The organism is Collinsella intestinalis, assembly GCF_902501455.1.
In the GTDB taxonomy this organism is placed as follows: Bacteria; Actinomycetota; Coriobacteriia; order Coriobacteriales; family Coriobacteriaceae; genus Collinsella; species Collinsella intestinalis.
In genome coordinates this window covers 345,827-365,185 of sequence record NZ_CABWIC010000007.1, presented here as the reverse complement: position 1 = coordinate 365,185, position 19,359 = coordinate 345,827, and the positions used below count along the sequence as shown (strand labels likewise).

16 protein-coding genes are annotated in these 19,359 nt (G+C 62.4%); all 16 read right to left on the bottom strand.

Annotated features, from left to right (window positions below; translation table 11 throughout):
- Positions 1 to 1,482 (bottom strand): signal recognition particle protein, encoded by a 1,482-nt coding sequence (gene ffh / locus AOBCEHNH_RS02780; RefSeq protein ID WP_152063068.1) that lies wholly within the window; start codon positions 1,480 to 1,482, stop codon positions 1 to 3.
- Between the two features lie 121 nt (positions 1,483 to 1,603).
- Entirely contained in the window at positions 1,604 to 2,518 is a 915-nt protein-coding gene (ftsY, locus tag AOBCEHNH_RS02775) for a signal recognition particle-docking protein FtsY (RefSeq protein WP_152063067.1), read from the bottom strand.
- A complete protein-coding gene (gene smc, locus AOBCEHNH_RS02770; RefSeq protein ID WP_152063066.1) occupies positions 2,518 to 6,054 on the bottom strand; it encodes a chromosome segregation protein SMC in 3,537 nt (1,178 codons plus the stop codon). The genes ftsY and smc overlap by 1 nt, the downstream gene beginning before the upstream one ends.
- Before the next feature lie 11 nt (positions 6,055 to 6,065).
- Positions 6,066 to 6,791: a ribonuclease III gene (rnc, locus tag AOBCEHNH_RS02765; protein ID WP_006722720.1), complete on the bottom strand. Its 726-nt coding sequence runs from the start codon at positions 6,789 to 6,791 to the stop codon at positions 6,066 to 6,068.
- 3 nt (positions 6,792 to 6,794) lie between these two features.
- Positions 6,795 to 7,043 carry an acyl carrier protein gene (locus AOBCEHNH_RS02760; RefSeq protein WP_006722721.1) on the bottom strand — a complete coding sequence of 83 codons (249 nt, stop codon included), beginning with the start codon at positions 7,041 to 7,043 and terminating at the stop codon, positions 6,795 to 6,797.
- A 209-nt stretch (positions 7,044 to 7,252) separates the two neighbouring features.
- The gene (plsX, locus tag AOBCEHNH_RS02755) at positions 7,253 to 8,269 is read right to left on the bottom strand and encodes a phosphate acyltransferase PlsX (protein ID WP_152063065.1); all 1,017 of its coding nucleotides are present in this window, start codon (positions 8,267 to 8,269) and stop codon (positions 7,253 to 7,255) included.
- Positions 8,270 to 8,345: 76 nt separating this feature from the next.
- A complete protein-coding gene (rpmF, locus tag AOBCEHNH_RS02750; RefSeq protein ID WP_039910269.1) occupies positions 8,346 to 8,525 on the bottom strand; it encodes a 50S ribosomal protein L32 in 180 nt (59 codons plus the stop codon).
- A 109-nt stretch (positions 8,526 to 8,634) separates the two neighbouring features.
- The gene (locus tag AOBCEHNH_RS02745) at positions 8,635 to 9,201 is read right to left on the bottom strand and encodes a YceD family protein (RefSeq protein ID WP_006722723.1); all 567 of its coding nucleotides are present in this window, start codon (positions 9,199 to 9,201) and stop codon (positions 8,635 to 8,637) included.
- Between the two features lie 2 nt (positions 9,202 to 9,203).
- On the bottom strand, positions 9,204 to 9,704 hold the full coding sequence (locus tag AOBCEHNH_RS02740) for an ATP synthase subunit B family protein (RefSeq protein ID WP_006722724.1): 501 nt from the start codon (positions 9,702 to 9,704) through the stop codon (positions 9,204 to 9,206).
- A gap of 58 nt (positions 9,705 to 9,762) precedes the next feature.
- Positions 9,763 to 10,278: a pantetheine-phosphate adenylyltransferase gene (gene coaD, locus AOBCEHNH_RS02735; RefSeq protein WP_006722725.1), complete on the bottom strand. Its 516-nt coding sequence runs from the start codon at positions 10,276 to 10,278 to the stop codon at positions 9,763 to 9,765.
- A gap of 8 nt (positions 10,279 to 10,286) precedes the next feature.
- A complete protein-coding gene (gene rsmD, locus AOBCEHNH_RS02730) occupies positions 10,287 to 10,859 on the bottom strand; it encodes a 16S rRNA (guanine(966)-N(2))-methyltransferase RsmD (RefSeq protein ID WP_152063064.1) in 573 nt (190 codons plus the stop codon).
- A complete protein-coding gene (locus AOBCEHNH_RS02725; RefSeq protein ID WP_152063063.1) occupies positions 10,856 to 13,039 on the bottom strand; it encodes an ATP-dependent DNA helicase RecG in 2,184 nt (727 codons plus the stop codon). Before AOBCEHNH_RS02725 ends, rsmD begins: the two co-directional genes overlap by 4 nt.
- A gap of 12 nt (positions 13,040 to 13,051) precedes the next feature.
- The gene (locus AOBCEHNH_RS02720; RefSeq protein WP_152063062.1) at positions 13,052 to 14,716 is read right to left on the bottom strand and encodes a DAK2 domain-containing protein; all 1,665 of its coding nucleotides are present in this window, start codon (positions 14,714 to 14,716) and stop codon (positions 13,052 to 13,054) included.
- A 46-nt stretch (positions 14,717 to 14,762) separates the two neighbouring features.
- Positions 14,763 to 15,116: an Asp23/Gls24 family envelope stress response protein gene (locus AOBCEHNH_RS02715; RefSeq protein ID WP_182281915.1), complete on the bottom strand. Its 354-nt coding sequence runs from the start codon at positions 15,114 to 15,116 to the stop codon at positions 14,763 to 14,765.
- 109 nt (positions 15,117 to 15,225) lie between these two features.
- Positions 15,226 to 17,043 carry an ABC transporter ATP-binding protein gene (locus AOBCEHNH_RS02710; RefSeq protein ID WP_226803214.1) on the bottom strand — a complete coding sequence of 606 codons (1,818 nt, stop codon included), beginning with the start codon at positions 17,041 to 17,043 and terminating at the stop codon, positions 15,226 to 15,228.
- Between the two features lies 1 nt (position 17,044).
- A complete protein-coding gene (locus AOBCEHNH_RS02705) occupies positions 17,045 to 19,309 on the bottom strand; it encodes an ABC transporter ATP-binding protein (RefSeq protein WP_152063060.1) in 2,265 nt (754 codons plus the stop codon).
- Positions 19,310 to 19,359 lie beyond the last annotated feature (50 nt).

The following is a 19,359-nucleotide window of genomic DNA, read 5'->3' as shown; positions in this document are numbered from 1 at the left end:
CTACTTCCGCTTGAACTGATCGTTCATCTGCATGAGCTTGTCCATATCGGACATGCCTCCGCCCATGCCGCCCATCTGATTCATGAGCTGGTTCATATTCACGCCGCCCATGCCGGGGATACCGGGCATGCGCATCTTCTTGCCCTTCTTCCCCTTCTTGCCCTTTTTACCGGACATCTGCTGCTGGGTAATAGCCCGCATTTTGCCCATCATCTTGTTCATCTCGCCCCACTGCTTCATCAGGGCGTTCACGTCGGTCGGCGTGAGACCGCAGCCGCGGGCGATACGGGCGCGGCGCTGACCGTTGATGATGGAGGGGCGGCGGCGCTCCTCGGCCGTCATGGACAGGATAATGGCCTCGTTGCGATCGAAGATCTTCTCGTCGAGGTTGCCACCCATCTGGTTGAGAGCGCGCTGGCCACCAGGGAGCATGCCGAGGATGCCCTTCATGCCGCCCATCTTCTTGACGGCCTTCATCTGCTCGAGCATGTCGTCCATCGTGAAGCCATCGCGCAGCATGCGCTCGGCAGAGGCGAGCTGCTCGGCGGTCGCGGCCTCCTGGGCCTTCTCGATGATACCGATGACATCGCCCATGCCGAGGATGCGTTTGGCCATGCGCTCGGGATTGAAGACCTCAAGGGAATCGGGCTTCTCACCCATGGAGACGAACTTGATGGGCTTACCCGTGACCTCGCGGACGGACAGCGCGCCGCCACCGCGGGCGTCGCCGTCGAGCTTGGAGATGATCACACCGTCGAAGTCGGTGCGCTCGGCGAAGGTGGACACCACGTTGACGATATCCTGACCGGTCATCGCGTCGACGACCATGAGGACCTGATCGGGCTTGACCGCCTTCTTGATGTCGACGGCCTCCTGCATCATCTGCTCATCGATCTGCAAACGGCCGGCGGTGTCGACGATGACCACGTCGCGCATGTTGTCGACTGCCTCGCGGATAGATGCGCGGGCGATATCGACCGGATGCGCGCCATCGCCGCGGAACACCGGCACGCCGATCTCGCCGCCGAGGGTGGCGAGCTGATCGGCGGCGGCGGGACGATAGACGTCGCACGCGGCGAGAAGCGGGCTTTTGCCCTGTTTCTTGAGCATATAGGCGAGCTTGACGGCTGCGGTGGTCTTACCGGAACCCTGCAGGCCCACGAGCATGATCACATTGGGAATGCGGCTTGAGAGGACGAGCTTGCTCTCGGTTCCGCCAAGTAGCTCGGTGAGCTCGTCGAGGACGATCTTGACAACGTTTTGCGCCGGAGTGAGAGACTCCATGACCTCGGAGGCGAGGCAGCGCTCCTTGGTACGCGTGACGAAGTCCTTCACGACGCGGTAGTTGACGTCCGCCTCGAGCAAGGCCATGCGGATCTCGCGCATAGCGGCGTTGATGTCCGCCTCGGTGAGCTTGCCCTTGCCGCGCAGGCGGTCGAAGGTATCGTTCAGGCGATCGGAAAGCGAGCCGAAAGCTGCCATGGATTCTCCCAACAATCAGATGCGTCTCAAATCGGGGCAGGCGCGAAACTGAGATCGGAACAGGACTGATGAAACCTCGACGTGAAACCTGCCTCCGGGCCGAGGTGTATGCCGATGCGAGCTAATTCAAACCGACGAGCGCGCGGCAGAAGGACGAGGCATCGAAACGCTGCAGGTCCTCGACCTGCTCACCGACACCGATACGGTAAATCGGCAATTTGAGCTGCTCGGCCACCGCCAACGCGATACCGCCCTTGGCCGTGCCGTCAAGCTTGGTCATGATGATACCGTCCAAACCGAGAGCCTCGTTGAACTCCTGGGCCTGGGCCAGGCCGTTTTGACCGGTGGCGGAATCGATGACGAGAACGACGTGCACGGGCATGGGGCCCGCGTCGCACGACTCGGCGCGCTTGCGGGTGACCTTCACGACCTTGGCGAGCTCGCGCATGAGCTCGGGGCTCGAATGCAAACGACCCGCCGTGTCAATGAGAACGAGGTCGCTACCCAGCTTATCGGCCTGGTCGAGCACGTCGTAGCAAACGCTCGCGGGATCGGACCCGCGATCGCGCTTGATGACGGGCACACCTGCGCGCTCACCCCACACATCGAGTTGCTCGATGGCCGCGGCGCGAAACGTGTCGGCACTGCCGATCACGACGTTCTTGCCGGCACCCGCCTCGGCGCTCGCGATCTTGCCGACCGTGGTGGTCTTGCCGGCGCCGTTGATACCCACGAACAGCACGCAGCTCGGCGTATCGTCGAAGATGTCGGACTCGGGCTCGACGAAGAACTCGCACAGGCGCTCGGCAAGGGCGCCACGCAGCTGATCGGCGGTCTTGAGGTTCTTACGGGCCGCGGTCTCACGCAGGTCGTCGGTGACGCGCATGGCGATCTCACCACCCATGTCTCCCATGACGAGGGTGTCCTCCAGGTCCTCCCAGAAGCTCTCATCCACCTCACCACCGAAGTAGAAGACCTCGTTCAAAGCCTCGCGGCTGCGCTCCAGTCCGCGCTTGAGGGAATCGAACAGACCCATTAGGCATTCACGACCTTTCCGGTTTCACGATCGAGTTTCTGGCTGACCACGCGGCTGACTCCGTCGGCCTGCATAGATACGCCGTACAAAACGTCCGCATCCTCCATGGTGCGGCGCTGATGGGAGATAACGAGAAGCTGCGTCGACTGACGCAGGTAATCGATGGCGCCGATGAGCTTGGACAGGTTTGAGTCGTCCAACGCGGCCTCGACCTCGTCGAGCACGTAGAAGGGCACCGTGCGCGTGCGATACACCGCGAACAGCAACGCGAGCGCCGTGAGGCTCTTCTCGCCGCCGCTCATGAGCATCATCTTGGTGATGCGCTTGCCACGCGGCTGCGCCACGACCTCGATGCCGGTGTCCGCCGGATGCTCGGGGTCGGTCATCTCGAGATGGGCCTGACCGCCCGGGAACAGCATCTGGAACACCTCACGGAAGTTCTCGTCGACCTTCTCAAAGGTGGTGAGGAAGCTCGCGCGCATCTTGCGGTCGATGGCAGCGGTGATCTTGGTGAGCGCCTTACGCGCGTTCTCGAGGTCGGCCAGCTGCCCCGCGATATAGTCCGCGCGGTTCTTGAGCGTCTCGTACTCCTCCATGGCAACCTGGTTCACGGGGCCCAGGTTGTTGATCTGGCGGACGAGGCTGTTGAGCTCACGCTCTGCGGCGGCGCGGTCGGTCGGCGCGGGGAGCCTGAGGGCGTCCTCGAGAACGGTCGAGCCGTCGGCGGTGATCGCCTTGACGGCGGCATCCACCTGAACCTCAAGCTTGCCGCGGGTGATCTTGTGCTCATTGACCGACGAAGAGGCCATATCCACTTCGACTTTAGCACGCGCGACCTCGGCCTTTGCATCCTCGATCGTGCGCTTGAGCGAAGCCGAATCGGCCTCCTCGAGCGAAGCGCGGTCCCTCAAGCGAGCGGCCCAATCAAGCGCGCGCTCGGACAGGGCCTCATAGCGATCATGCAGCGGGTCTACACGCAGGCGAAGAACCTCGAGGGAGCGGGCGGACTGCTCGGTGCCGCGAATACGGCGGTCGATGCCGTCAAGGCGCTTCTCGAGCTCGGGAACGCGGGCGGAAAGGCTGCGCACGCGCTCGTTCGCGCGAGCGAGCCGAACCTTGGCGTCGGCGAGCTTTGAACCCGCCTCGGAATCATCGCGGCGGACACGCTCGAGGTCGTCCTGGGCGTCGGCCAGGCGACGGGTCGCCTCATCGACGACACCGCGGGCCTCATCGCGCTGGATCTCAAGTTCGTCCACACGCGGCTGGGCGGCCCGAACTGCCGTAGCGGCGTCCTCACGGCGCCGAGCCAAATTGGCGCGCTCCGCGAGCTTCGTGGAGAGAGAGTGCTCCATACGGCCGATTTCGGAAAGCAGGGACGTGCGCTCGCCCTCAAAGCGCGAGATCTCCCCCGCAATCTCACCATCACGGCTTCGCGCATCCTCGATGGCGTCGTTTGCCTCGGCCACACGGCGCTCGGCGGCGTCGAACACGGCGCACAAGTCAGGCTCGAGGCCTTCGAGTTCGCGAATGCGGCGCTTACGCTCGAGCGCGCCGGAAGCCGCGCCGGAAGAACGGCCGACGCGCACGACGCCGCCATCGCGGACGCGAGCACCGTCGGACGTGACATACAAAACACCCGGGCAAACCGGCGCCTGGAGAGCATCTTCGAGGGAATCCACGAGGTAGATGCCGCCAAGCAAAGCGCAGACAACGTGCGCGTACCCGTCACGCACCTGCAAGAGCTCGACCAAGCGACGGCCCGCAGCTTCAGGCAGAGCGTCGGCGGGGGCGATGTCGCGAGAGACCATCAACGTTTCCCCGGAAGCGTCGTCAATGGAAAGCGCGAACTGCGCGGCGGACGTGAGCGCGGCGGAGTCCATGCACACCAGGGCATCGATGTCCTCGGCCAAGAGCTGCTCGACGAGGCCCTCGAGCTCGAGCGGAGCCTCGATGAGGTCGCCCAATCGGGCAGCGATTGCCTGTGGCCGATTGCTCACCACACGCGCGGCGAGCGGCGAAGAATCGGCGAGGCTTGCGTCGAGTTTGCGCAGGCCGGAAAGCTCGGAGCGGACGTCCGCCAGTTTGGTGCGGGCATTTCCCTCCTGTTCGCGGAGTTGGGCGAGTGCCGAGATCGCGACATCGAGCGCGTCTTTGGCTTCCTGGCGGTCCTTGCGGGCATCTTCCAACTCCGCCTCGAGCTCGACGGAGCGATCGCGGCGATGCTCGAGAGAGGCTCGGAGCTCATCGACCTCGTCGTCAACTTGTTCGAGACGCTTGGCATACATGCCGTCCTCGATCTCGGCGTTGGAAAGGGTCTCCCGGACCTTCACGAGTTCGAGCGCGGCGTTGTCGGCATTGCGCTGGGCGTCGCGCACGGAACGCGTGAGCGTGGAGATGAGCTCATCGAGCTCGACGCGTCGAGCATGCAACTCGTCGGCGGCGGGCTCGAGGGAGGAGACGTCGACCCCGGCGACCTCTGCCGCGGCACGCTCCTCATCGAGCTGGCGATTGATATCGAACAGTTCCTCAAGCGTGCGCTTGCGCTGATGCTCCGAGGCCGAGAGGGTGCCGCGCATCTCAGAAAGGCGCGCGACCATGTTGCGGCCCTTCTCCTCGAGCAGGCGCATATCGGAGCCGATGCGCCCAACGACGTCTTGCATATGGCGGCGCTGCTCACCCAGATCGCCTACGAACAGACCCTTCTCCTCAAGCATGACCTGGAGCTTCTCAAGCTCTCGCTCCTTTTCGGAGAGGCGGTAGCGCGCAAGCTCGAGCGCCGCCGCGCTCTCACGCGAGGCGGATTCGAGGTCAACCCACTGGGCTTGCAACTGACGGAGCTCATCGACGGCGAGGATCTGGGTCAGCTCGTTGGCGCGCGCGGACAGGTCCTTGTACTTGCGGGCACGATCGACCTGGCGCTCGAGGGGCTTGAGCTGACGCGAAATCTCACGATTGATGTCACGGGCACGGGTAAGGTGCTCGTCCATGCTCTTGATTTTGCGCAGCGCACGCTCCTTGCGGCGCTTATGCTTGGAGATGCCAGCGGCCTCCTCGATGAGGCTGCGACGTTCCTCGGGGCGACTCTGAAGGATCGCATCGAGCTTGCCCTGGGAGATGATGGAGTGCGTGTCCTTGCCCAAGCCCGAATCATGCAGGATGTCTTGAATGTCCATCAGGCGGCAGGGGCTCGAGTTGATGAGGTATTCGCTTTCGCCCGAACGGTACATGCGACGCGTGATCGCGACCTCGTCGAAATCGACGGGCAACATGTGATCGGAATTGTCGAGCACGAGCGTGACCTCCGCGACGCCAACCGGCTTGCGCGCGGAAGAACCGGAGAAGATGACGTCCTCCATGGCCTGACCACGCAGCTGCTTGGCGCTCTGCTCGCCCAAGACCCACAGGATGGCATCGGAAACATTGGATTTACCCGATCCGTTAGGGCCGACGATGACCGTCAGACCCGGCTCGAACGTCATGTGAGCGCGGTCCGCGAAGGATTTGAACCCCTTGAGGGTCAGCGACTTCAGATACACGCGACCCCCTGCTACCCGAGTTTCTTTTTCAAGATGACACCGTTGGTGGTGTAGCCCATGCGCTCGAGGGCATCAAGAGCGGCGGCCGCCTCGGCCTCCTTTTTGGAGGAACCGGTGCCGCGCCCGCGACGGATGCCGTCCACGAGCGCGACGGCGGTGAAGGTCGGCTGATGTGCCGGTCCATCCTCGCCGATCACCTTGTAGGCAGGAGGGTCCATGCGGTCGGACTGAACGCACTCCTGCAGATAGCTCTTGGGATTGGACGGGTGCTCGGCGCGCTCATCGGCCAGATGGGGCTTGAGCGTGCGCGTGATGAAGGCCTCGGCGACATCCCAACCGCCGTCCAGATACAGGGCGCCGATCAAGGCCTCGTAGACGTTCTCGAGAGCGGAGTGCATGCCGCGAGCACCAGTCCCCTGCTCGGAGGCGCCCAGGATGATGATCTTGTCGATCCCCAGCTCGAGTCCGACTTCGGAAAGCGTGGCGCCCGAGACGAGCGATACCTTGAGACGGGTGAGCTTGCCCTCGTCGAACGCCCCGTAGGTCTTGAAGAGCGAGAGCGCGACGATCGAACCGAGAATCGAGTCGCCCAAGAACTCAAGGCGCTCGTAAGAGGCCGAGACGGGCTCCCCCTCAACAGCCGAGGGGTGCGTGATGGCGCTGCGAAGCAGTTGTACGTCAGTGAACTCGTGACCGCAGATCTCCTGCGCGAGCGCGAGCTTATCCGCGATGGACAAAACCTACTCCCCCAGGGTCTGAGCGATGGCGTCGATGGCCTCGGCCACGGAGTTGATGGACATCAGTTTGTCGTCGTCGATCTCGATGTCGAACTCATCCTCCATAGCGGTGACGAGCTGCAGGCGATCGAGGGAATTCGCATCGAGGTCATCGAAGGTGGTCGCCTCGGACAGCTCGTCCGCCTCAACGCCGAGGACATCGGACGCGATATCGCACACCTTGGCGAAAATATCATTACGATCGAGTGCCATGAATAGCTCCCTTCCGATTGGCCGGCGCAGTGCCGACCTTGCACATATGGTGCTCATTCTACCCCAAGCAACGCCCTCGGCCCGTGTACACGGAAAGCGTCGCAAGGTTCGCATTTCAACAAAACGTGCGCGGCCACAAGAGCGACGTATGAAAACCCCGGCCCTCGAACAAGCGAAGAGCCGGGGAAGGTACGTTGGGTGTAATGACGCTACGCCTCGAGTCCCATGGACTCCCGGACGCGTTCGACGAGGCATGCGCGCACCGCCTCCGCGCAGGCAAGCGTGCCGTTCTTTACCGCCTCTGCGCTCGTTGCGCCATGGCCGATCATGACCACGCCGCGCAGACCGAGCAGGATCGCCCCGCCCTTGGCATCGCCGGAGAGCTTGTGCTTGAGAGCGCGCAGCTTGTCCCTCATGAGCAAGGCCGCGACCTTTCCCTTGAGATTCGCGGTCATGCCGGCCTTGAGCTCGCCCATCATGAACTTGGCCGCACCCTCAATGGACTTGAGGGCGATATTGCCGTCGAAACCGTTGCATACCACAACGTCGACCGAACCGCTGATGATATCCCCGCCCTCGCAGTTGCCGGCAAAACCGGGAACGTGCTCCGCCATGAGCGGATAACAGGACTGTGTGAAGGCACTGCCCTTGTGCTCCTCCGTGCCATTGGACAGCAAACCGACGCTCGGCTCATCGACGCCGAGGACACAGGCCGCATAGGCAGCGCCCATCTGGGCGAACCGAACCATATCCCACGGCTCGACATCCGGATTGGCGCCCATGTCGCACATGACAGTCAAACCGCCGCGGCGGTTGGGTAGAGCATTTGTGAGGCAGGGGCGAATGGCAGTCTTCTTGCCGTCGCGCTCGGCCTTGAACGGGGTGACGTAGGCGGTGCCCGCCGCGGTGATAGCGCCGGTGGACCCGGCGGAGAAGAAGCCGTCGGCCGCGCCCTTCTTGACCGCGCGGCACCCCAGAACGATAGACGATTTGCGCTTTGTCATGACCGCGTTGATCGGATCGTCCTCCATGGTGATCACATCGGGCGCGACGAGGGACTCGGCGCGTTCATGGGAGTCGCAGAACGGAACAACGACATCCTCGGGGCCCGCGACGAGTACCGTCAAGGAACGATCAGCCTCAAGGGCGGCCTCGATACCCGCGAGAACAACCTCTGCCGGCTCATCTCCGCCCATGGCGTCGACGCAGATGCGAACATCGCTCATACGTAGCCTCTCTAAACAGAAATGGCCGACTCAACGAGCCGGCCATTATGAAACTCAACGTAACCGCCAGTCGAGTTTACTCGACGACGATGACCTCGCGGTCCTTGTAGAAACCGCAGTTGCCGCACACGTGGTGCGGGAGCTTCACGGCACCGCAACGAGGGCAGGTGGACTGGGAAGCAGCGTTGATCTTCATGTTCGTCGAACGACGAGAGTGCGTCTTAGCGCGACCCTTTTTTTGCTTAGGTACTGGCATGTTGACCTTCCTTACAACTCATAACTGGCGGCGATTACGCGCAAGCATTGATAGTAGCAGAAATCACCGTTACACACAAAATATTAAAAACAATCCCCAGAAATTACGGTTACTCATCATTCGAGTCATCGAACTTCAGGGCCTTAAGGGCCGCGAAGGGATTCTCTTCGGAATCGACCCAAGCCTGCTCGGACTGCTTCTCGCACCCGCAGTCGCCGTCATTGAGGTTCGCACCGCACGTCGGGCACAGACCCTCGCAATCGGGACGACACAGAACGACGAACGGCGTGTCCATCACAACGGCATCCGAGATAGCCTCGCCAAGATCGATCACGCGGTCGGGGCTCACGAGCTCGAAGCCGTCCTCATATTCCTCCGGATCCGAGGGCTCCTCGAAGAGGTAGTACTCCTCGATCTCACCGGAGACTTCGAACGCGGCGGTCTCGAGGCAGCGGTCGCACTCCCCCGTCACATCCGCACGCACGATACCGGTGACGAGGATGCCATCGCCGGCGTTGGTCAAAACGACATCATAGTTCGCACCGTGGGGCAGAGCGAGCTCCTTATCGCCCACCATATACGCATCGACATCGATGTGACCGGAAACCGGCAACGACTCACCGGGGTTTTCGAGCTTGTCAGACAGGTCGACCGTCACGGAACCCAGGCAACTCATGGCTACCAGCCCTGACCCTGGTTCTGGGAGGCGCTATCGTTGAGCTGCTGACGGCAGCGGGAAACGGTGCCCGTCAAGCTCTTGAGATTCTCCTCCAGATGCGTGAAGACCTGCTCGGCATAGTCCTCGGCAGCGTAACGGGTCTCGCGCTCATACTGGTTGGCACGATCGCGGATATCGTCGGCCTGCTGCTGGGCAAGACGCACAATCTCCTGCTCAGAGGCGATGGTGAGCGCCTGCTGTTGGGCATCGGCGATGATGGAGTCCGCCTGGGCGGCGGCGCTTGCGAGCAGCTCCTCACGCTCCTTGATGATGCGGCGAGACTTCTGCCACTCCTCCGGATAGCTCATGCGAATCTCATCGAGGATGTTGAAGAACACGTCTGTCTCGATGATCTTCTGCTGCGCGCCCTTGCCGAACGGCGGACGTGCCTCCTCGATAATGCCCTCGAGCTCATCGACCAAGCTCTCGATGCGCTCACCCGGGAGGTTATCGACCGGCATGAGGGTCTCCTTTCTGCTGATTACTCTAACGATTCATGGTACCACATCTGTGTAAATTTCAGATTGCGGCTGGTAGACCACAAAATCGCTCTTTGAGGGCCGCCGCCACGCAGGGCGGGACGAACGTGTCCACCTCTCCCCCGAACGAGGCGATCTGACGGACCACCGAACTGGACAGATACCCGTACTCAGGCGAGCTCATGACGAAAATGGACTCGAGGCCGGCATCCAGTCGATAGTTGAGGTCGGCCTGCTGCAGCTCGTACTCGAAGTCGGTCATGGCGCGCAGGCCCTTGACCACCGCGTCGGCTTGCACCTCCCGCGCAAAATCGACCAACAGTCCCGTAAACGGCATCACGTCGACGCCGCCCATGCCGTCCAGGGCGCGGCGCGCGAGCTCGACGCGCTCATCGAGCGTGAACGTCGTGCCCACGCCGTTCTTCCCCAGGCTCTCGGCCACGGCGACCGTCACTCGCGGACAAATGCGCAGGGCCCTGCGAACCACATCCATATGGCCGAAGGTGATCGGGTCGAAGGTGCCAGGCACCAACACGTGCGAAATCTTCTTGGTCATACCTTTTCCTATTCCATGCGCAGCAGGTCGATGCACGTATGCCCGTAGCGCTTCTCCTTGACCGTCTCGAACCCTACGATCGATAGGGCGGGGGTCGAGGAGGTGCGCTCGAACATCACAACTGCTCCATCGGCGAGCAGGCCATGTCCACGCAAGGCCTCGACAAGATCGATGGCCGGCTGCGAACCGAGTGCATACGGCGGGTCGATGAGAACCGCATCGAACGGCCCGCCTGGGACGCGTCCGCGGCGGGCAGATGCAATCACGTCACCGCACATTACCTGAAAGCGAGCGGGGGCACATGAGAGCTTGGCGAGGTTTCGCTTCACAAGAGCAGCGGCCGACCGATCGAGATCGAAAAAGACGGCATGCTCTGCACCGCGAGAAAGCACCTCAAGGCCGAGCGCACCCGAACCGGCAAACGCATCGAGCACGCGGGAGCCCTCGATACCTTCGGACAGCGCACTCTCGAGCATCGAGGCGATGGCCTCGCGCACGCGATCGGTCGTGGGGCGGCTCACATCGCGCCCCTTGGGGCTATCGATGGGACGGCCGCGCCACTCCCCTCCAACGATCCTCATCCGCCGCTTACCTCCTTGAAAACATCTCCATAGCGCGCAATGACTTCATGGCGCATGGGCATGGTAGCGCAAGCAGTCAAATCGCGGGAGTATCGCAACAATTCCTCAGCGTCCTCATGGGCGGCTTCGATAAGGTCGGTGTCGGCATCGAGGTCGACGAAGCGCAGCGCGACGCCGCCGTGCTGGCGCAGGCCGAGGATCTCGCCCTCATGCCTGAGCCTGAGGTCCATCTCGGCGAGCTCGAACCCGTCATCGGTCTTTGCCAGCGCCTGGAGGCGCTCCCACGCGGGCGACTTAGATCCGCGTTTGGGCCTAACCTCGGTCAAGACATAGCAGGTGCCGGGATTCGACCCTCGTCCCACGCGACCGCGCAGCTGATGCAAGGTGGCCAAACCAAACCGCTCGCCGTTCTCGATGAGCATGACGGTGGCGTTGGGCACGTCGACGCCGACCTCGACGACGGTCGTCGAGACGAGAATATCGATCTCGCCTTTTCCAAATCTGTCGATGACATCGTCCTTCGCCTTTGGCGCCATCTTGCCATGCAGCACCTCGACGCGTGCGCCGGGTATGAGGCGGCGAATATCGATCGCCTCCGTCTCGACATCGTGCAGGGTTACGGCCTGTCGTGCGCGGCCGCTCTCGTCGATGTCGAGCCCGGGAACGTCGTCGAGCTGCTCGGGCGCATCTTGCGGGGAGACCATCGGGCAGATGATGTAGGCCTGCCGGCCCTGGGCCAGGGCATCTCGAACTGCCCCATACGCGATGTCGCGACTGCCGCTCTCGAGTGCGACCGTCGAAACGCCCGCACCCGGCACGGGACGATGGCGAATGATGCTCGTATCAAGGTCACCGTAGACCGACAACGCCAGCGTACGCGGAATCGGCGTGGCCGTCATGACAAGTAGGTCAGCACCAGGCCCCTTACCTCGCAGGACATTGCGTTGACCCACTCCAAAGCGATGTTGCTCGTCAATGACCACGAGCGATAGGCGCCTGAAGCGCAAGTCGTCGTTGAGGACGGCATGGGTGCCGAACACCACGTCGAGCGCACCGGATGCGACGCGCTCGAGTATGGACGAGCGCTCCGAGGCGGCCGTCGAGCCGGTGAGCAGTGCCCACGATATCCCTGCGGCATCGAGGAGCGGGCCGCTCTTGACGGCATATTGACGCGCAAGGACGCCGGTGGGCGCCATAACGCACGCCTGATTACCCGAATCCGCCGCGCAGGCGAGCGCGACGCAGGCCACGGCGGTCTTGCCCGTGCCAACATCGCCGAGGAGCAGTCGGTTCATCACATGCCCGGCATCGCACATATCGCCGAGAATATCGGAGACCGCGGCCTCCTGCTCATCCGAGAGCGCAAAAGGCAGCGCCTCGCGCATGGCACGCACGCGAGCGCCCACTCTGTGCGCAAACGGCGCGACGTCGAGAAGGTCGCCGTCGTTTCGAAGGCGCAGCGCGAGCTGCAGGTACATGAGCTCGTCATATGCCAAGCGACGACGAGCGAGTTGCACCTCGTTCATAAGTCGCGGGAAGTGGATGGTACGCAGGGCCCGCGAAAGGCTCATAAGCTGCCTGCGGGCGCGCAGTGGGGCGGGCACGGGATCACAGAACACACCGACCTGTTCCAGAGCAACCGACGCTATGCGACGCATCCAAGCCTGGGATATGCCGTCTGTCACCCGGTGAACCGGCTGGATACCCGCACGCGCTCCCCCACCATCGAGCTTCTCGAAGTGAGGTGATGCCATTTGCTTGAACCCATAGGCAAACTCCATCTTGCCAATCAACGCAAGGCGGTCGCCGCGGGCAAACTCACGAGCCAACCAGGGCTGCTTGAAAAAGGCAACTTTCAGCACACCCGATTCGTCGACGAGAAACACCTCGGTGAGTGTCATGCCGGGCTTAGAAGTCGGACGGTTTGAAACCTTATCGACCGTACCGACGATGGTGCAGACCTCTCCCAACGGAGCGCTCTCAATCGTATACGCCCGCGTGAAATCGAGATAGCGAAACGGGATATGGGAAAGGAGGTCCCCCACCCGCTCGATACCGAGCCGGCGGAGGGCCTCCTCACGTGTGCCTGACACATATTTGAGCCGCGCTACATCCTCATACAGCGCGCAGGCCCGCGACAGGCGGGCAGAAGCGCGCGGGACACTCAGGTCTGCGGCCATGCGATCGAAAACCTATTCGATGGAGAAGATGACGGGATACAGGGGCTGCTCGCCACGATGGGCGTCGATCTCCAGATCGGGCTGGGCCTCCTCAATGGCCTCGATGAGCTTCTCGAAATCCTCGTCGGACATGTCCTGGCCGGCGAGAATGGTGAGAGCATCGCCCTCTTCCTCATCCATCATGCGATTGATGCAATCGAGCGTGACCTGATGCACGTCGGAGCCCACGATATCAATCGAATCGCAGATGATGCCCATAACGTCACCGTCATGGATGGGGGCGCCATCGGAAGCCTGGGAATCGCGGACGGCGCGGGTGACCTCGCCGTCGCGGACGGAGGCCTTGGCCTCGGTCATCGCCTCGACGAGATCCTCGACGGGCATGTCGGGCATGACGGCGAAGAGCGCAGAGAACGCCTGCGGAACGGTCTTGGTGGGCACAACGTAAACATGCTTGTCCTCACACGCACTCGCAGCGGCCTCGGCTGCCATGCGGATATTGCCGTTGTTGGGCAGGATGATAACGGACTCGGCGTTCACGCGAGAAACGGCCTCGAGAAGGTCGGCGGTGGAGGGGTTCATGGTCTGACCGCCGGAAACGACGACGTCGACCCCAAGGGACTCGAGAATCTCGGCCTCACCGGAACCGGCGGCGACGGCCACGAAGCCCAGGGGCTTGGCGGGCTCGGCGGAAGCCTCCTGATCGGCGTGAATCTTGGCGGTGCGCTCGGCGACCTCGAGATCCATGTTGTGAATGAACACCTCGTAGACCTGACCGAACTGAAGCATGTGCTCGAGCACCAGGTTGGGAGTGTTGGAGTGAACGTGAACCTTGTAGTCGGGATACGCGCCAACGAGCAGCTCGCAATCGCCCATAGAGCCGAGGAACTTCAGGGCCTCGTCCTCGTCGAAGGGCTTCTCAGCCTTGAAGAGGAACTCGTTGCAGTAACGGAACTCGGAGCCCTCCCAGTCGTCGTTCGCCTCGATCTTCACGCGGTCGAGCGCGCCGGCCTTGGCGGAGTTGGTGTCGGCCTCGAAGGTGGCGGAGAAGTTCTCGACCTTGGAGGTACGGCCGAGAGCGGCAGCCACGAAATTCTCGAGGAAGACGGCGAAGCCGAAAGCGCCCGAATCGACGACGCCGTTCTCCTTGAGGACGGGCAGCAGGTCGGGCGTGCGGGCGACGGACTGATATGCCTCGACCACAAGGGCGTCCAGCGTCTCCTCAACGCTCATGCGGCGCTTCTCACACTCGTCGGCCTTGGTGGACACGTCGCGCAGGACGGTCAGGATGGTGCCCTCGATAGGCTTGCGGACCGCCTGGAAGGCGACCTTGACGGCTCGACGGAACGCAGAGGCGATATCGGCGGAGGAGATGGGCTCCCCGGCTTCACGCAGGCCCTCGGCTACACCGCGCAGAATCTGCGAGGTAATGACACCGGAGTTTCCGCGGGCGCCCATAAGGGAACCGTGGGTGATGGCGCCGGCAATACCGTCCATGTCCGCGTCGACCGAAAGTGCGGCGAGCTCCTTCACGACGGACTGGAGCGTGAGGGACATATTGGTGCCGGTGTCTCCATCGGGAACCGGGAACACGTTGAGCTTGTTGATCTCCTCAGCCTTGTCGGCAACGGCCGCGACGGCGATGGGGAAACAGGTTCGAATGGTCTTTGCAATCATCTGTTCTGGCACTTTCGTCTCGTGAATGCAGGAGGGCGCGGGGCGCCTAGAAGCGGGACTTCATCCCGTCGATGTGGATGGCGATCTTGAGGCTCGCAGGATCGATCTGGGCGATCTCGGAAAGCGTGAATGCCACGGAGCTGGAGAGGTTGTCGGACACGGAGCGCATGTTGACGCCCGCCTCGAGCACGACGTGCAGGTCGACAGTCAGGCCGGACTCGGTGGTGGTGACGAGCACGCCCTTGCGCAGGCGCTGCCCGGGAAGCAGGCGGACGCTCTCAGCACCCTGCATCTGCTCGGCCATGCCGACGACGCCATAGCAAGACATGGCGGCGTAGCCGGCGATATCGGCGATGACCTCGTTCGAGACGCTCAGGGTCCCGGCGATCGGTTCAGTCATGAGGTTCTCCTTCCGCGCGAGCGCGTCGGCGTATCGAGCATACATCCGAGTATTCTACAACTCCGCGCGCTCCGGCACAGACAAAACAGACGGCGCACACGAGGAACGCCTACTCATCCGCCCCCTCATCGAACTGGCTGTTATACAGCTCGGCGTAAAAACCACCCCTCGCGAGCAGCTCCTCATGCGAGCCGGATTCGACGATATCGCCGTCGCGCAGCACCAAGATCACGTCCGCCGAGCGGATGGTGGAAAGGCGGTGTGCGATGACGAAGCTCGTGCGGCCGGCCATGAGGATGTCCATGGCGCGCTGAATGCGCTCCTCGGTACGCGTGTCGACGTTGGAGGTCGCCTCGTCGAGAATGAGGATCGGGCGGTCTGCAAGCAGGGCGCGTGCGATGGTGATCAACTGGCGCTGCCCCTGGCTGACATTGGAGGCGTCCTCGTTCAGCTCGAAGTCATACCCTCCGGGAAGGGTGCGGATGAAATGGTCTGCGAGCGCAGTGCGGGCCGCCGCCTCGACCATGGCGTCATCGGCCTCGATGTTGCCGTAGCGGATGTTCTCCCGGATGCTGCCCTTGAACAGCCACGTGTCCTGCAGGACCATCGCGAAATTCGATCGCAGGTCCTCGCGCGGCAGCGAACGGACATCGGCGCCGTTCACGCGAATCGAGCCGGCGTTCACATCGTAAAAGCGCATGAGGAGCTTCATGAGCGTCGTCTTTCCGGCACCCGTGGGGCCAACGATGGCGACCGTCTGCCCGGGCTCGACCGAGCAGTTGAAATCATGAATGACGGTCTTTTCCGGGATGTAGCCGAACCTTACATGATCGAACTCAACAGAACCCGTGGCGCGAAGAGACTCGGAAAGGGGCACGGGGTCATCTTCCTCGTCCTCGTCCAGGAACTCAAAGATACGCTCAGCGGCGGCGGCCAGCATCTGCAGCATATTGGATACCTGGGAAAGCTGCGTGATGGGCTGCGTGAAGTTGCGGATGTACTGGAAGAACGCCTGCGCATTGCCGACCGTGATGCGGCCGGAGATCATGAGGAAGGCGCTCATCATGACCACGGCGACATAGCCGAGGTTGCCGACGAGGCCCATGATCGGCTGCATAACGCCGGAGAGGAACTGTGCACGCCAACCCGACTCGTACAGCTTTTCGTTCACCTCATCAAACTCCCCGAGCGCCCGCTCGGCCCTGTTGTAAGCCTGGATAAGGGTCTGGCCAGCGAAGCTCTCCTCGATAATGCCGTTCGCCGAACCGAGGAACACCTGCTGGCGGCGGAAATGGCGCTGCGACGCGCGGACGACCAACACAACGCCGAGCAGCGACAGCGGTATGGTCAGGAACGTGACGCCCGCCAAGGCGACGGAGATGGAGAGCATCTGAACACTCACGCCGATCAGCTGCGCCACCGAGGTGATCAGCTGCGTGACACTTTGGTTGAGCGACTGGCCGAGCGTATCGACGTCATTCGTCACGCGGCTCATCACATCGCCCGTGCTGACCCGCTCGAAATAGGCCAAGGGCATGCGATCGATTTTCTCGATGATCTGGCGGCGCAAGCGATAGCAAACGCGCTGCGTGACGCCCGTCATGAGCCAGCCCTGCACCAAGCTGAGGGCGGAGGAGGCGATGTAGATGCACAGAACAGTGGCCAAGATGCGGCCGATAAGCGCAAAATCGACCCCGCCCGTACCGCCGACCTTCGCGGCGATGCCGCGGAACAGCTCCGTAGTCGCCTCACCGAGCACGCGCGGCCCCATGACATTGAACGCAACCGAGCCCACCGCGCACGCAATGGCGACGAACAACGCCAGCTTATCGTGCGCGATATAGCGCACGACCTTTACAACGGCGCCCTTGAAATCTTTAGCCTTTTCGGTCGTGGGACCGTGGCCGTGACGCATATGTGCGGGCATGCTAGCGCACCTCCCCTTCATCCAGGCCGAGCTCTTCTGAGGAAAGCTGGCTCATCGCGATCTCGCGATACGACTCACATGCGCGGAGCAGCTCCTCATGGGTGCCCTGCCCCACGACGCGACCATCATCGAGCACCAAGATCTGATCGGCGTGCATGATGGTCGCGATGCGCTGGGCGACGATCACGACGGAGGCGTCGTGCAGCTCATGGGACAGTCCCGCGCGCAGCGCGGCATCGGTCTTGTAATCGAGCGCGGAGAAACTGTCATCAAAGACGAGGATCTTCGGATCGACCGCAAGCGCTCGCGCAATCGATAGGCGCTGCCGCTGACCCCCGGAAACGTTTGAGCCGCCCTGAGCGATCGCGGAGCCATAGCCATCCGGTTTGGCATCGATGAACTCGGAGGCCTGGGCGATCCGCGCGGCGCGCTCGACATCCGAATGAGCCATATCGGGGTCGCCGTAGGCGATGTTGCCCTCGATATCGCCCGAGAAGAGCATGCCCTTCTGCGGGACATAGCCGATGAGCGAGCGAAGTTCATGCAGAGACATACGACGCACATCGACCCCGTCGACCGTGATGGACCCCGCGGTCGCATCGTACAAACGAGGGATCATCTGGACGAGCGTGGTCTTGCCCGACCCCGTTGATCCGATGATGCCGAGCGTCTGCCCCGGTTTCACGGTGAAGCTGACATGCTCCAGCGTCGGAGCCTCGGCGTCCGGATAGGTGAACGAGACGTCATCGAAGCTCAGCACGCCGCTCCAGTCGACGCGCTCACCGTCGGCGGTTATATGACTCTGCGGGCCCTCGAGCGTATGTGCGGGATCCACGATGCTCGATTCGGTTGAAAGCACTTCCATGATGCGCTCAGAGGCAATGTCGGCGCGCGGCAGCATAACGGCGACCATCGTGATGATCATGAAGGACATAATCACCTGCATCGTGTAATTCATATACGCCATGAGGTCGCCAACCTGCATGCCGCCCGCGTCCACGGCGTGGCCGCCGAACCAGACGATGGCCACCGAGATGATGTTCATGAGCATCATCAGCACGGGCATCATGAAGGACATCGCTCGATTCGTGAATATATAAGTACCGGTGAGTTCGCGATTGGCCTCGTCATAACGCTTGCGCTCGCTATCGCTGCGTCCAAAAGCCCGGATCGGCATGACACCGGTGATGATTTCGCGCGCGATGAGGTTGTTGCGGTCCACGAGCTCTTGCATCCTGCGAAAACGCGGCATGGTGAGGCCCATGAGAACGCCGATGACCACCATGATGGCGGCAAGACCAACTAAGATGATCCACTGAAGCCCCGTGCTGCCGAACCCTATGACCTTCACAACCGCACCAACGCCCATGCAGGGGGCGAACAGCACCATGCGCATGCACATGACCAACACCATCTGCACCTGCTGAATATCATTCGTGGCGCGCGTGATGAGCGAGGCCTCCGAAAAACGCCCCATCTCCGCGGGCGAGAAGGACAGGACGCGCTCGTACACATCATGGCGAAGATCGCGAGCGATGCGAGCCGCGGTACGCGATGCGTTATACGCGGCCGCGATGGCGCACAGCGCCGCAACGACCGCGTACGTCAACATGCGTGCACCCTCGCGAACGAGAAAATCGGTCTGAACGCCGGCAAGGTCGAAGCCGGCGCGTTCATAAGCGAATTTGACGAACTCGATGGCCTGGGAGGCGACAACGGCCCCGCCGTCCGCGCCGAGTGCGCGATGCAGGCCAGCCCGAATGGCCGACGGATCGAACAGCGTGGAATCAGGCGACCCATCTGCCTGTGCCCCAGCAAGCGCCCTGACCGTATCGATGGTTATGGTATCGCCCACCGCGGCCTTAAGCGCGGCCGCCTCGCGTGCATCTTCAACCACGGAGTCGACCGGCACACCGCGCTCGAGCATGAATGCGATCATCTCGGCCTCTCCCAAAAAGCCCTTGATCTCATCACGGTCCCGAAGATTCCCTTCGAATATGCGGACGCCATCGGCATCGGGACTCGAATAGAGCGCCTCGACGCGATTGACCTCACCGGGCGTCAGCAAGAGTTCGACATCGCCAAGGTCATCGGAGGTGATGCGGTTGGGCACCACATCCTCGATGCCTCCCCGGCTGATGCCGGTGTCGACGATCTCACTCATGACCGAAGGTAACGTGAGCTCGCAATATGCTTGCACCATAAGTAGCGCGAGCGCCAACGCGAGATTGGCCTTGTGATGTCTCAGGAACCTGAATATCTTCACCGGTGCCTCCCCCAAACGCACTTACAACTCAAACGACGAAATTTGCGAAC